Raw genomic sequence first — 12,810 nt, 5'->3', positions numbered from 1 at the left:
AATCAATGACTGCTCTGCGCACAGCAACTATCCTATTGCCAATTTCTCGCACAACGAAAGCTGCGGTAGGCAGGGCTAGTCCATGAGAACTGCGCTGAAATTGCTCATTCTTACGACGCCTTAATGCTCGCGGGCCAGCCCTTCTTCGCGCAAAGCCTACGAACTGCCCAGCTTGAAATCGTCGATGTCTCGCCAGCCCGGCTCTCCCGAATTCGCTCGATGCTGAAAGAGGATGTCGACGCGGAGCGTATGCAAGGCGCCGTACCGCCTTGCCGCTTGGCCTCACGGTTACCGAGTGAAGCCGAACTGATTGGCTCGCCGCCAGCGGAAAGCCTTTTCTCGAGCCCAACACCGCGCCGCCAGTGCAGAGCCTACAGAATCGTCGGTGATTAGCACTACTTTGGCATGTTCGTCAGTTTGGTGAGCTTATCAGCGTTGAAATGGACGGCGTTGGAGGCTTCCGCCTGCTTGACGTAATTGGCCACCGCCGCGCTGTCGGGCTTGGCGGCAAGCCCTTGGCCGATCTGGAACTGCCCATGGTCGGGCCGAGAATGAGGGCGAAGGTGGAACGATCTCGAAGTAGACCAGCGCCTTGACGCCGACTCAGCCGACCTTTTTCGCATGACGGATGCGAGCGATGCCGGAAACCACCTTACAGAAGATGATCAGCGCGATCACCATCTTGATCGGCTTGATCAAGCCGTCGCCGAGCGCCTTGACCCAGTTATTGGTCGGAAGAGACGGCGACAGCAGCGGACGAGGACACCGATCAGGATCGCGATCAGCGCTTGGACATAAAGGAGGTTTCACCAGGGTCGAGACGCCCGCGCGGCCGCCGCAGTTCCGATCTTGTCATGATTTTCCTGCCCCAATACGAACTCGAATATCTGGTCGCCGCGCGTTGAGAGGCGGCCGACATCACACGAGCGGCCAGCTTGTCCGCTCCAATACGACGATGTCGGAAGTCCGACAATCGGCAACGTCATCCAAAAGCAGGCAGTTACGCGCGTTTTCTCTCGCCAAGCAAGGCGCTCACCAGAATCCTTCGAGCGGCACGGCGATTGCTGGGATCAGGCACAAACCCGCCGCAGCCAAAGCGCTCGCAGCGGCCCCGTCTCAGGATTGCCCGATGAGCCGCGCTCGATTGATCCCGATTAAAGCACTGATGGCGCTTATGCTCAGTGAAGAACCGGCGGACATCAATGTCGCGGTTGCCGCCAAGTTCACCGAGCCGGCCGGGGACATCGCACCCCTTAAGCAGAAATCTTGGTGCGGTTGGAGAATGACGCCAATAACCGAGCGACGCGCGCCTTCCGTAAGGGGCCCGTTAGCCTACGCAATCATTGCGCGAGCATGACCATGTGCTCTGTGCTCGAACGCTTAAGTTGACGCACATGGATGGCTTTTCGCCAGAAATCTGGCAGTCGCTCGGGCTCACGATCGAGCTCGCGAGCGTGACGACCGTGATCCTGCTGATCGTTGGCACGCCGCTCGCGTGGTGGCTAGCACGCTCGAAGAGCCTTTGGACTGAGGCGGTGGCCACGATGATCGCGCTGCCGCTGGTGCTGCCGCCAACAGTACTCAGTTTTTATCTGCTCGCCCTGCTCGGCCCGAACGGCCCGGTCGGCCTTCTCGCCTCTCTGTGGGGCGGGCGCACGCTGGCCTTCACCTTTGCGGGGCTCGTGGTCGGATCGGTTTTGTCGGCGCTGCCTTTGGTGGTGCAGCCCATCCGCAACGCCTTCGCTGCCATGGGTGACCGCCCGCTGGAGATCGCGGCCACTCTGCGCGCCTCACCGTTATATGCCTTCTTCACGGTCGCCCTGCCTCTGGCGCGACCGGGTCTTTTGACAGCCGCCGTGCTTGGCTTTGCGCATACGATCGGCACGTTCGGCGTCGTGCTGATGATCGGCGGCAACATTCCTGGGCGCACCAAGGTGCTGTCGGCCTTTCTCTTCGACTTTGTCCAAGAGTCGCGCTGGCGCGAAGCAAGCTGGCTTGCCGGCGCCATGCTGATGTTCGCCGTTGCGGTAGTCCTCGCCTTAACCTTGATCGACAAATACAGCAGAAGGAGGAGCACGTGAGGACAGCCACACCGGGCCGGATTGAAATTGCCTTGAGTGGCAGTATCGCTAGCTTTCCACTCGATACGCGATTCAGCGTACCGGCCAAAGGCGTGGCGGCGATTTTCGGCCCGCCAGGCTGCGGCAAGACTGCGGTGGCGCGCTGCATCGCCGGCCTCGAGCGTCTGCCGGCCGGCTTCTGCGCCATCGATGGCGAGGTATGGCAGGACAAGACTACCTTCCGCCCACCGCATCTGCGTCCCATCGGCTATGTGTCTCAGGAGGCGAGTCTCTTTCCCCATTTGTCGGTCAGGCGCAACTTGCTTTACGGTGCGCCCAAACCCAAACCGACGCCGATCGCGTTTGATGAGGTGCTCGAATTGCTCGACCTGGCGCCGCTGCTCGACCGCTCTCCCTCGCATCTCTCCGGCGGCGAGCGGCAGCGCGTCGCCATGGGTCGCGCGCTGTTGTCTCAGCCCAGACTGCTTGTGATGGACGAGCCGCTTGGCGCGCTCGACAGCTGCGCCAAACGTGAGATTCTGCCGTTCGTCGAGCGCCTGCCCGAGAAGCTCGCGCTGCCGATGATCTACATCGGCCATGACATGGCGGAGATCGAACGCTTTGCCGATCATCTCGTTATGATGGAGCGCGGCATGGTAACCGCGGCTGGGCCGCTGCATGTCTTGCAGACCGATCCTGCGCTGCCGCTTGCGGCGAGCCGCGAAGCCGCCATCAGCCTTGATGCCGTGGTGAGCGGCTATGATGGGCGCTATGGGCTTCTTATTCTCCGCCTAAAAGGTGCGCGCCTGTTGGTGCCGGCGCCGCCGCTTGCACCCGGCGTGCACCAACGGCTGCGCATCGCTGCCTGCGACGTCAGCGTCGCGCGCGAAGCACCGCGCGCAGGCTCCATCCTCAATGTCTTTCCGGCGCGCATCAGAGCCTGTTTGCCACTCGGCGCGGCTGAGATCACGCTGGTACTTGCGCTCGGCACCGGGGGCTCGGGCACGGAGATTTTGGCGCGCATAACGCGTTTCTCCTTTGATTCGCTAGGCCTCAAGGATGGAGTGGACGTATTCGCCCAGCTCAAGCACGTTTCGCTGCTCTCGGCCTCTGAACGGCCACTGCAAACCATACCAGCTTCCACGCCAACAGCAGATCCTGGGGACAGGCAAGCGACGCCGCGGCGTGAAACGAGAAGCTCGCTCGGCACGAGAGGCGAGCGGCATCTTCTTAAGCCTCCACTCTTGTCGTGCCACGCATGTAACTTGACGGCGATATCGGAAGCTGGCAAAGCGACCCAGCATTCCACGGGCACGCTGGCAGCTATGCGCGTTTCAGTGTCGTCAACCAAGGCGCGCACCATGTTCCCGAACGGCACGCCGATTGCTGGGATGAGAAGCAAAGAGCCGCCGCGGCCAGAGCCATCGCAGCGGCCCATCCCTGGAATGCCCAATGACGCTTACCCGACTGATCCTGATCAACTCAATTCTGACGCTGCTTATGTTCGGAAATGCGGAAGCGGCGGAGATCGATGTGGCGGTCGCCGCTAACTTCACCATACCGTCCAAGGAGATGCAGCGTCGTTTAAGCAGAAGACTGGGCGAGGCCCTGTTGAGCTTTGGCGCGAGCGGACAGTTTTACAGCCAGATCACGCAAGGGGCGCCATTTGAGGTGTTTCTCTCGGCCGACAACGCCCGCCCGAGCAAACTGCTCGAGAAACGTCTCGCGGTTCCGGAAAGCCGCTTCACCTATGCGATCGGCAACCTCGTGCTCTGGAGTTCGACTCAAAAGTTCGTGAACGACGCGGAGACTTTCGCAAAACGGTCGATCTACAATCCGGCCGCGGCGCTTTATGGCGCAGCCGCGGAGCACGCTATTAAAGCGCTCGGCGCCTATGAGTCGACGCAGCCGAAGCTGGTCGCGGGATTCTCGCCTCTCTCTGGGGCGGGCGCGCCCTCGCCTTCACCTTCGGGCTTGTGGTCGGATGGGTTTTATACGCGCTGTCTTTCGTGGTGCAGCCGCTTCCCAACGCCTCCGTGGCCAAGCTGGCTTGCCATGGGCATGGTGATGTTCGGCCTTGCGGTAATTCTCGCCGCAACGTTGTTCTAGAAGTGCAGCGCAAGGAGAGCACGTGAGGACAGCTACACCAGAGCGAATCGAAATCGCCTTCAGCGGTAGGCTCGCTAGCTTTGCGATCGATGCGCAGTTCAGTGAACGGGCCAAAGGTGTGGCGGCGATCTCCAGCACAGCGCGCATGACGCGCCGCTGCCTATGCGCTAAGGCTCAACTATGGAATGGACGTGTTCGCCCTGGTCAGGGGTCGTCTCATTGGTTCACGACCTCTGAACGCTAGGGCATCGCGCCATCTACGCCAGCAGTAGATGCTGGACAGGTAAGCGCCGCGGTTTGAAACGAGCCAAGAGGATCAAGCCCATGATCGCCAACCACGCCGAGATCTATCCCAAGCGCGTCGCGGCAATCCTCTATAGGCCCGAACAAGACGCGGATACGCTGCTCGCCGACTTCACCCAGGATCTCGCGCGGCAAGGCGTGCGCGTCGGCGGCATCGTCCAGCGAAACTTCAAGGGCGCAAACGGCATGAAAACCATGCTCGCGCGCGACGTTGCGACGGGGCGCGAGATTCCGAGCTGTCAGCCACTCGGCAGCGGCGCCATTTCCTGCAAGCTCGATGCTAATGGGCTTGCCGATGCCGCAGTTGTCGCGTCCCGCGCGATCAAGCGGCACGTCGATCTGCTCGTGATCAACAAATTCTCCAAGCAGGAGGCGTCCGGCCGGGGCCTGCGCGACGAATTTTCCTGATGCGATCATTGCTGGCGTGCCGCTCCTCACCGCCGTCCCCGAAAAATGCCATGCCGCCTGGCGGACTTTCACCGGAAATGTCGGCACGACGCTGCTGTGCGGGCGCCAAGTCGTCAAGGAATGGTGGCGCGACATCGCCCAGCGCCTGCCGCGCATCCGCGCATTCCATCCCGTCAACGGCTATTTACCGATCATCAGATCCGACAGCTTGATCACGGGCGGGAGGGCATCCACAATTTTGACCCCGAGAATGTCCGCCGCGTCATTGGCTCGATCAAAACACCGTCAGTGCCGGTTCCCGCGCCACCTCACATCAGCTGTCCTCGTGCGCGTCGTGGGAGCGACCAGTGGCTTGGCGGAACATTGCCGCGCGCGCTGGGTTTCATCTTAATCAAGCGCATTCTTTTGGCATCATAACACACCCGAACAGTTGACTTGGGCTAATCGTTCAAAGGCGCGCAACCGGTCGCGCACGGCAACATACTCAGTTATTGAATATTGAAGCAGGACGGCAGGACCATTCAATCGAAACCATGCTGTTAAGATGCCTCCACGACGAGCATCCGTTTGTTGCATTTCCGCCAGTTGAATCGCGAGATCACCTGGCATATCGCTTGCTTCGCCTGAGGCTGGAATCATCGGTTTCCACGCGAAGCAATCTTGTGAGGACAATATGCTTGGAATTGGAAGTAAGTTACCGTCGTTCGAAATCACAGGCGTGAAGCCCGGTTTTCACCTGCACGAGGAGAACGGGCAGAGCGCGTTCGAGACGCTGACGGAGAACAGCTTCCCTGGGAAATGGAAAGTCATCTTCTTCTACCCCAAGGATTTCACCTTCGTCTGCCCAACCGAGATCGCGGAGTTTGCCCGCCTGTCGAAGGATTTTGCCGACCGCGATGCGGTCGTGCTAGGCGGATCGACCGACAACGAGTTCTGCAAGCTCGCTTGGCGGCGCTCGCACAAGGACCTGCACCATCTGCCGATCTGGCAGTTTGCCGACACGAAGGGCGGGCTGGTCGATGGCCTTGACGTGCGTTCGCCCGACGGCGTCGCCTATCGCTACACATTCGTCGTCGACCCCGACAATACGATCCAGCACGTCTACGCGACCAATCTCAATGTCGGCCGCAGCCCGAAGGACACGCTGCGCGTGCTGGATGCCCTGCAGACCGACGAGCTCTGCGCCTGTAACCGCGAAATAGGCGGCGAAACCCTGAAAGTTGCTTGAGGCATGATGTCGATTGAACAGCTAAAGGACCAAATTCCCGATTTCGCCAAGGACGTGAGACTCAACTTGGCGTCGATGATGTCGGATGAGACGCTATTACCGCAGAGCAAATACGGGCTGTTGCTCGCCACCGCGATTGCGGCCCGCAATCCCGTGGTGATCGGCGCAATGGAATCTGCGGCGGCCGTCGTGATGACGCCGGCCGCGGTCGCGGCGGCGAAATCCGCGGCCTCCATGATGGCGATGAACAACGTCTACTACCGCTTCGTTCACCTCGCCTCCAATCCGGAATACAAGACGATGCCGGCGCGGCTGCGCATGAACGTGATCGGCAATCCCGGCGTGGACAGGACCGATTTCGAGCTGTGGTCGCTGGCGGTAAGTGCCATCAACGGCTGCGGCGCCTGCATGGACGCCCATGAGAAGGCGCTGCGGGAGGCCGGCGTCAGCTCGGCGGCTATCCAAACTGTGGTCCGCTTTGCCGCGATCGTGCAGTCGGTTGCGGTTGCGATCGAGGCGGCCGGCATGGGCGTGACCCAGGGGTGGAGTGATCCACCCCCTCCGCGCTCTTGTTGAGGGTGTTCTGGAATCCAAATGCGGTTGATAATCCAACAACTTCAAGGCGCATTTGGAAAAAGGCGCCCCCTCAGCAATTTCAATAGCTTGGCAGCCGTTCCAAATGAAAACAGCGCGTCCGGTTGGAGTGCACGTTCGCCGCGCCTACCGTGAGGCGAGGCCTTCCATAGTGATCAGATCGAAGTTAACGAGCTCTGCAGCTTGGGTACTTTCGTCGGTATGCGGCTAAGAAGTCTTCGTCGGCGCAGATGCACCGTCCCGACGTATCTTTCGCCTTGGGATCGTGAAGATGCGACGCGAGTGGACGAAGCAGGTTAATCCGTGTGCTTGTGGTCCGCAGGTTCAGAAGCCCGGAAGCGTGCTTCACGAGATCCGCCGCCAACATTATGCCAGCGAGAGCCGACTGAAATGACATCGGCACAACGGCTCTCACAGGCTGCGCTCCGTCCGTCAGGCGCATGACAATCCCCCCGCAGATTGCCCGCTGGTGAAACGATCGGACGGACTGGCCGACAAACTCTTTAAGGGCTTCGGACGGGATGTCGAAGGCCTTGGCGACACGCTCGACGAAACCTACATCCACCGGCCTGTTCGTCTGAAGGAGATCCCGGATCTCTTGTTGGGCCTCCGGCATCTTCAGCTCCTCAGCCATCTTCTCGTCGTCGTCCTTTATCTTCCCGTGAGGCAAGTAAAGGCAGGCCAGACATGCCCGGCCGTCATCAAAGCCGTGGCGCGACACTCCGAGATCAAGCTCCTGTGTCCAGGCGTTTACGATCCATTTCGGCAACGCCCCCTGCACGGCAATGCGGTCCGGAGCGTTGTCCAATGCGACAGCGACTCTTTCGAACATCCAATCGTTCCGGTCGCTCGCATAGACGTCCCATTTGGCGCAATGCGCCGATACTTCCAGCACCGTGTCCGCGAGCGCGGCACGCGCCAGATCCACTTTTGGTGAACCAACATCACATTGGCCGGCCAGCACGTAGCGCTGCAGATTCGAAAGATCGACCTCCTCATGGTCTACCAGACGGAGCGATCCCTTAAGGCTCGCCGTGCGAGCCAAAGCCCAAATGGCGCCATTGCCGATCGCGCCGAGCCCGACGAGGTGAGTCTCGCCGATATCCGTTCCCTCAAAGCCAGGACCGGAGTCAGGGGTGCCCTGGGCGTAGGTCAGCATTGACAGGTCGATAAGTTCGTCAGCGTCGCCCTGATCCAGCTGGTCGGCAAATACCGTCCGAAAGACGTTGGCTGCGGCGAAGCATGACGCAGCTCCTGCGCCAAACGGATTCATCGACTCGCCGGAGCCAACCAGACCGCGGCTCGAAAGCTTGGCTCTCCATCCGTCCGAGCCGATGAAGAAGGTCGGACACTTAGTGCGCGACGGACTGCTTCCAACGACCACGGAAACCGTGACGGCCTTCCTGGTCTTGGCGAGCTCGATCTCAGGATTTATGGACTTCGCCAGGAACTCCAGGATTGGACCATGATCCTTCGCCTTTGCATCGAGCGGCCGCAGCGCGATCGTCGGATAAAGACGCGACAACAGCCTGATGATCATATCCAGACTGGCCCTGCCTTCCGGCGACTGCACGGCTGCGCCGTCGAAAGACACTCCGATCACTTGCGCGGCAAGCCTTTCCTCGAACGCCGAGAACTTGAAATTGGTCAGCACCCGCGACGCCGCCGACGCCGCACGGTCCATGAAGTTGGCCATGGCCATCGTTCAGTCCTTGATTAAAATCATCCGCGTAACCTGGCCAACCGACAGGGGGCGCCACACTCCAGCCCCGTCAAGCCGGTACGATGCGACGTTCCTGAGATCGAAGGGCACTCGCGCGAAGTCCGGCACGACCAAAGACAAGCACCCCACCGTCGTGGCGATCGCGTACTCGTCGTCCGTGCTGGAATGATAGGCTCGGCCGGGATGACTGTGTATCTGGGCAATTAGCGCAAGCTTCTCCCGGTACAGCCATACATTTATGCGATGCAGCTCTTCAGGTCCTGTTACGACGCACACCCCGTCGGCAGTACGTATGTGGCGTTGGGCGGGAATGAGAGTCCTATGTACCTGAAAATGGTGCCCCGTCTGACGGCCTACCCAAAGGCCGAGACCTTCATGCCCTTCACGCCCCACTTTCCGCAAATGGCCATGGAGTTCGTCCACGCAGCCCCGCGGTACCGAGAGGACCGTAACGTCCGCGATCTGATTCATTCCGGTACGGCCAGTAATAAGGGCAGCACGTTCAGCGCCGGAATCTGGACCTGGACCTGCACCTGGTAATGCTCGATCGGATTTACCCCGTGCTGCCAGATCTTTTCGAGGATAAAAGCTAAGGATCCTTCGCCAGAGCTTCGATGCATCAGCCATGAATCACCGGTGTGAGCGGGATTGTCGTGGTATTCGCGAATGCCGGGAAGACAAATAATTGGCCGATCATCAGGGCTGTTGTACTGAATCATGTTTGTCAGTTGCACCCCGCCCTGCTGGGCCAGCGCCTGAATGGTTTCGGGAGTTGCGCCGGGGATTGCCGCACGGCGAAGCATTTGCACCTGGAGCAATTTGGCGGGTATCGGTTCGCGCGTGAAGGGGTCCACGAACCTGACGGAGGGCGGCCGCAGATCGTAATCCGTAAAATTCAGCACGATGGCAGCGACGATCGGAGGCGGTCTCGGCTTAGTCGCCGCGAAAACCACGAAGATTTCCGGAAACTCTGCGTCAAGCAGGATCCAGCCCCTCTTGCGATAGGCCGATTCCATGCTCCGATAGTTGGCAAGCTCCCGCTCGAACTTTACGCGCGAGACCTCGGGATCGACAGTTTGGAGGTCAGCCACCGGCCACGCCAGCCTTGAGACTCAGGAACAGCGTCACTTCCTTGCCAAATCCAAACTCGCCTAGCTTCTTGTCCGGATCCAACAGCTCGCCCGCTTCGTTCTTGATCTCCCAATTCTCGGGCGGTTGAGCCAGGTTCTTTGTCTCCTCCAGCGCTTTTTGGCGGGCCACATGCAGCGGCTGCTGCTCTACGGCCTTAATGACGACAGGCTGACCGTTCACGACCATCGTGATTTCGACGAAATCCGTGCCCTGATCACTTCCTGGCTTCTTCTCATTCTTCATTTTTGGTCCTTTTGTGTGTGGGCGGCGCTTGGAATCGATGCTGCCGATCGTATGCAGGGGACGACGTGTAAAAAAAGGGAGCATGCCACAAGACGCAATCGAAAAGCCTTCATTTGACGCGTGCGTACGCAGTTTTCAGGCGTTAGCGCTCTTTCGTCCACATCTCCGACCCGTTGCGGCTTGAGTCGCCCAGACCGGCGGCCCGCCAGTGAGCAACATCCGGAACACGTCGTCGCCACACTGGCGCGTGTGGCTCAAGCTGGACAACCGATGCCTCGTGCCCTTCAACGGCTTTGCCGAATGCGCCCCGAAGCGACCCCCGAAACGAAGAGGGATGTCGTCTGGTTCGCGCTAAACGAGGATCGGCCGCTCTGTGCCTGCGCCGGCATCGGGACCCACAACATTCCTGTTTACCGAGATGGCGAACGCGCCGAACGTGGGGAGCTGACCTGAATCGGCAGGAAGTCGGTCATGCCGTGACGAATGGTCGCGCAGTATCACAAGATCCGCGGCAACGAAGCTTCGATTATCAATGACATAGCGAGATGTGCACCATGTCACCAACCCGATAGGGTCAACAACAACGTGCTCGGTGTGGACTCACAGTTCGGGCACGTAAATATCCGGCTTTCGAGCCCTGTGCCCTCTGGTTCGATGCGTTACGAGCGCGGTTCGAGTGCCGCACCGCTTACAAGCGGGACGTTTTATCGATTCCGGGAACATACGCATATCCAACCCCGAAGGGGGCTGGGAGCGACTCCGGTGAAAGCCCCCTTTCCCGCCACAACAATTAATCTGGTTTGTTTGTCGGGTCTGCAACATACCCGACATAATCGTTTCGGCATGGGCAGCAAACCGAGACGCCGCCCCGCCGGCTGTCAGGTCGCTCGGTTGACAAACGCAAAATCCGAGTCACGCTTGGCCTCTTTTTGATTGGCCATTTGCATGACGTATCGGCGCCGAGGCCCTGGTTGGGTTGCCGCCATTTTCATCACCGCGGTGATGTGGCTCGCCGTCGTTTCAGCGTTCATGACCTTGTGGTCCTGTGACGCTGCCGCTCCGTAATTTCCCGGAGCAGAAATAGTGCCCGCTTGCTATTGCTGGTGCCAGCAGCCGAGGTGAAGCATTTCAGCACGGACAAGCATAATCTGACCGGTAAGCCGCAGAGCAAGCTGCGGCCATTCCGTTTGTGGGTAGCGAGCGCTTCGCGCTGACAGAAGCTCCAGTCCGCGCCGGCCGCCCAGCGCGAGCGACCGGCGACGGAAGGAGGATGACCTGCCTTCGGGGCTTTGGGGGCATAGAGGCCAGGCCGCCTCGCATGCAGTCCAGCACGCCTGGGTCAATGTCGTCTACCCGCAAAGGTCCCGCGTATCGACGGTCGGACGAGGAACGTTCGGCGAGGGCGGCGCGTTTCGGGCCATGGATATCATCTACTGGATCGCCGGTTTTGCCGCCCTGGTCGTACTTGCCGCGGTCGTCTTCGCTCTCATACGAGAGATGCGCTGAGTTTCCACCAGCGCTTCGCGCGATCTATTGTTCATCTGGCTTTGGCTTACCCGTTAGATCGAGCGGCTGCTCGCCGTGCATATGCGCCATCACCTGGCCGAGGCCGCGCATGTCAACCAGGGCGCCGCAAACCGGGCAGTTGCCGAAATGCTCGATCTCCGGCCGGTTCGGATCATCCATGTCGACGCCGGTGTAGCGCGGCAACTGCTGAGAGCTTTCGACATCCGCCTGAAATCCCTCGGGAAGATCCGGCGCGGTGGACTCATCGGATTGATTGCAGACCGGGCATGCCGCTCCGGCAGCGCCGCAGGTACAAGCGCGCGCGCCTAACCACGGCTGGTCCGGATGCTCCTCGCACACCCAATGACAGTTGTCGCAGCGGGCACACCACTTCATTGCAGGTCCTCCCTCTGGGCACAGAAACCAGCACGGGAAAGGTCCGGGAGGAGATTCCCGCAGGGGTCCTGGAATTGCTACCATGCCGGGGCTGCGCCCGGACAAGGTCCTGCGCCTCTACAAGGATCTTGGCATCACCTCGCTTGACGAACTGAAAGCAGCTACCAAGCAAGACCGGATCAAGAAGGCCAAGGGGCTCGGTGCGGCAGTGCAGACGAAGATCCTGCACAATCTCGAAACTGCAAAGGGCAGCGCGGGGCTGCTTCATCTGCATCGCGCCGCCGCCCTGCTCGAGCATTCGAAGAAAACTCTCGAGAAGACACAACCCGAACTGAAGCACGTGACCATAGCCGGCGACTTGAGACGGAGCTGCGAGCTCGTCGGAGAGCTCGCCCTGGTGGCAGAAACGCCGGTTTCGGAAAGAACCGACCATCCGGGATTCGTCGGGCCTGAAGGTTTACGTGGCCGACCGCAAGCACTTGGGCGCTCTGCTCCTCCAGGCCACCGGATCGGCCGATCATTTGGAAGGGCTCCGGTCTCTCGCCGACACGAAGGGCATGAGGCTTGAGGTGCACGGGCTCCACAAAGGCCGAACCGTGATCGCCGCCAAGGAGGAGGACATCTACCGAGCTCTTGGCCTTCCCTTCATCGAACCCGAATTACGCGATGGCCGCGGCGAAATCGAGCGCGCGCTAAGAGGCAAGCTGCCGAAACTGGTTTCGATCATCCCGATTGAAGGGACGTTCTGAGGGAGCCCCAGGTACCATGTCTGCGTCAGGATCGACGCCGCAAGGCCGATGCCGCGCGGGCTCGCTTCACGCGAGCCTGCGTCCGGACGTCTCAAGGCGCCCCGGGGCAACCCGGATCACGATAGAAGCTGCTGAACTTTTTGCATTAAAAGCGGATCATGCAGATACACCGCCCATTCCAGCAGGGTCTGGCGCACCGTGGTCGCCAAGATGCCATGAAGCGCCAGCCGATCCAGAGCAAGTGAACGATCCGCATCGACACGCGTCGCGATCAGGTCCGAGAGGAGGCGTACGTCATATCCGCGCTCGGCGGCCTGCAGAGCGGCAATGAAGATATCTTCTTCGAGCCAGCTTCCTCCG

At 60.3% G+C, this 12,810-nt stretch carries 16 protein-coding genes and 3 pseudogenes; 10 read left to right on the top strand and 9 right to left on the bottom strand.

Features of this window, described 5'->3' with window-relative positions:
* Window positions 1-437 precede the first annotated feature (437 nt).
* A pseudogene (locus tag KIP88_RS38820) lies at window positions 438-848 on the bottom strand (cation:dicarboxylate symporter family transporter); the annotation flags it as partial.
* Between the two features lie 546 nt (window positions 849-1,394).
* On the opposite strand from KIP88_RS38820, the gene modB reads away from it, so the two are divergent.
* The 5 genes and pseudogenes from modB (at window position 1,395) to KIP88_RS48305 (ending at window position 5,271) form a co-directional block, all read left to right on the top strand.
* Window positions 1,395-2,081 (top strand): molybdate ABC transporter permease subunit, encoded by a 687-nt coding sequence (modB, locus tag KIP88_RS38815; protein WP_214493438.1) that lies wholly within the window; start codon window positions 1,395-1,397, stop codon window positions 2,079-2,081.
* Window positions 2,078-3,160, top strand: a pseudogene (modC, locus tag KIP88_RS38810) (molybdenum ABC transporter ATP-binding protein); the annotation flags it as partial. The gene modB and the pseudogene modC, both read left to right, overlap by 4 nt.
* Window positions 3,161-3,593: 433 nt before the next feature.
* The gene (gene modA, locus KIP88_RS48660; protein ID WP_374226565.1) at window positions 3,594-4,169 is read left to right on the top strand and encodes a molybdate ABC transporter substrate-binding protein; all 576 of its coding nucleotides are present in this window, start codon (window positions 3,594-3,596) and stop codon (window positions 4,167-4,169) included.
* Between the two features lie 324 nt (window positions 4,170-4,493).
* Window positions 4,494-4,880 (top strand): DUF2478 domain-containing protein, encoded by a 387-nt coding sequence (locus tag KIP88_RS38800; RefSeq protein ID WP_308163742.1) that lies wholly within the window; start codon window positions 4,494-4,496, stop codon window positions 4,878-4,880.
* Window positions 4,881-4,896: 16 nt separating this feature from the next.
* Window positions 4,897-5,271 carry a DUF2478 domain-containing protein gene (locus KIP88_RS48305; RefSeq protein WP_308163741.1) on the top strand — a complete coding sequence of 125 codons (375 nt, stop codon included), beginning with the start codon at window positions 4,897-4,899 and terminating at the stop codon, window positions 5,269-5,271.
* A 20-nt stretch (window positions 5,272-5,291) separates the two neighbouring features.
* On the opposite strand, the gene KIP88_RS38795 is transcribed toward KIP88_RS48305, so the two are convergent.
* On the bottom strand, window positions 5,292-5,519 hold the full coding sequence (locus tag KIP88_RS38795) for a hypothetical protein (RefSeq protein WP_214493435.1): 228 nt from the start codon (window positions 5,517-5,519) through the stop codon (window positions 5,292-5,294).
* A gap of 34 nt (window positions 5,520-5,553) precedes the next feature.
* On the opposite strand from KIP88_RS38795, the gene KIP88_RS38790 reads away from it, so the two are divergent.
* Window positions 5,554-6,108 carry a peroxiredoxin gene (locus KIP88_RS38790; protein ID WP_057847949.1) on the top strand — a complete coding sequence of 185 codons (555 nt, stop codon included), beginning with the start codon at window positions 5,554-5,556 and terminating at the stop codon, window positions 6,106-6,108.
* Between the two features lie 3 nt (window positions 6,109-6,111).
* Window positions 6,112-6,684: a carboxymuconolactone decarboxylase family protein gene (locus tag KIP88_RS38785; protein WP_249791350.1), complete on the top strand. Its 573-nt coding sequence runs from the start codon at window positions 6,112-6,114 to the stop codon at window positions 6,682-6,684.
* Between the two features lie 184 nt (window positions 6,685-6,868).
* Here the strand turns inward: KIP88_RS38785 and KIP88_RS38780 are convergent, their stop codons facing one another.
* The 4 genes from KIP88_RS38780 to KIP88_RS38765 are packed head-to-tail and all read right to left on the bottom strand — an operon-like array spanning window position 6,869 to window position 9,799.
* A complete protein-coding gene (locus tag KIP88_RS38780; RefSeq protein WP_214493433.1) occupies window positions 6,869-8,404 on the bottom strand; it encodes an E2 ligase fold family C protein in 1,536 nt (511 codons plus the stop codon).
* 3 nt (window positions 8,405-8,407) lie between these two features.
* Entirely contained in the window at window positions 8,408-8,896 is a 489-nt protein-coding gene (locus tag KIP88_RS38775) for a Mov34/MPN/PAD-1 family protein (RefSeq protein WP_108522674.1), read from the bottom strand.
* On the bottom strand, window positions 8,893-9,516 hold the full coding sequence (locus KIP88_RS38770; RefSeq protein WP_214493432.1) for a putative metal-binding protein: 624 nt from the start codon (window positions 9,514-9,516) through the stop codon (window positions 8,893-8,895). The genes KIP88_RS38775 and KIP88_RS38770 overlap by 4 nt, the downstream gene beginning before the upstream one ends.
* Window positions 9,509-9,799: a DUF2604 domain-containing protein gene (locus tag KIP88_RS38765; protein ID WP_214493431.1), complete on the bottom strand. Its 291-nt coding sequence runs from the start codon at window positions 9,797-9,799 to the stop codon at window positions 9,509-9,511. Before KIP88_RS38765 ends, KIP88_RS38770 begins: the two co-directional genes overlap by 8 nt.
* Before the next feature lie 190 nt (window positions 9,800-9,989).
* Here KIP88_RS38765 and KIP88_RS47040 point away from each other — a divergent pair.
* Window positions 9,990-10,195: pseudogene (locus KIP88_RS47040) on the top strand (SOS response-associated peptidase); the annotation flags it as partial.
* A gap of 482 nt (window positions 10,196-10,677) precedes the next feature.
* On the opposite strand, the gene KIP88_RS38760 reads toward KIP88_RS47040, so the two are convergent.
* On the bottom strand, window positions 10,678-10,830 hold the full coding sequence (locus KIP88_RS38760; protein ID WP_156434170.1) for a hypothetical protein: 153 nt from the start codon (window positions 10,828-10,830) through the stop codon (window positions 10,678-10,680).
* Between the two features lie 499 nt (window positions 10,831-11,329).
* Window positions 11,330-11,701, bottom strand: coding sequence for a hypothetical protein (locus KIP88_RS38755; protein WP_214493450.1), 372 nt, complete (start codon window positions 11,699-11,701; stop codon window positions 11,330-11,332).
* Between the two features lie 82 nt (window positions 11,702-11,783).
* Between KIP88_RS38755 and KIP88_RS47035 the strand changes: the two genes are divergently transcribed.
* Window positions 11,784-12,269 (top strand): hypothetical protein, encoded by a 486-nt coding sequence (locus tag KIP88_RS47035; RefSeq protein ID WP_057847955.1) that lies wholly within the window; start codon window positions 11,784-11,786, stop codon window positions 12,267-12,269.
* Window positions 12,163-12,450, top strand: a complete 288-nt coding sequence (locus KIP88_RS47030; protein WP_308163740.1) for a hypothetical protein — start codon at window positions 12,163-12,165, stop codon at window positions 12,448-12,450. The genes KIP88_RS47035 and KIP88_RS47030 overlap by 107 nt, the downstream gene beginning before the upstream one ends.
* A 116-nt stretch (window positions 12,451-12,566) precedes the next feature.
* Here the strand turns inward: KIP88_RS47030 and KIP88_RS38745 are convergent.
* Window positions 12,567-12,810, bottom strand: a 244-nt coding sequence (locus KIP88_RS38745; RefSeq protein WP_214493430.1) for a hypothetical protein, incomplete at its 5' end; no start/stop codon positions are given.

The sequence above is a fragment of the Bradyrhizobium sp. SRL28 genome (assembly GCF_018596315.1).
In the GTDB taxonomy this organism is placed as follows: domain Bacteria; phylum Pseudomonadota; class Alphaproteobacteria; order Rhizobiales; family Xanthobacteraceae; genus Bradyrhizobium.
Note: the sequence above shows the minus strand (reverse complement) of the source record. Positions and strands in the feature narration are given on the sequence as shown.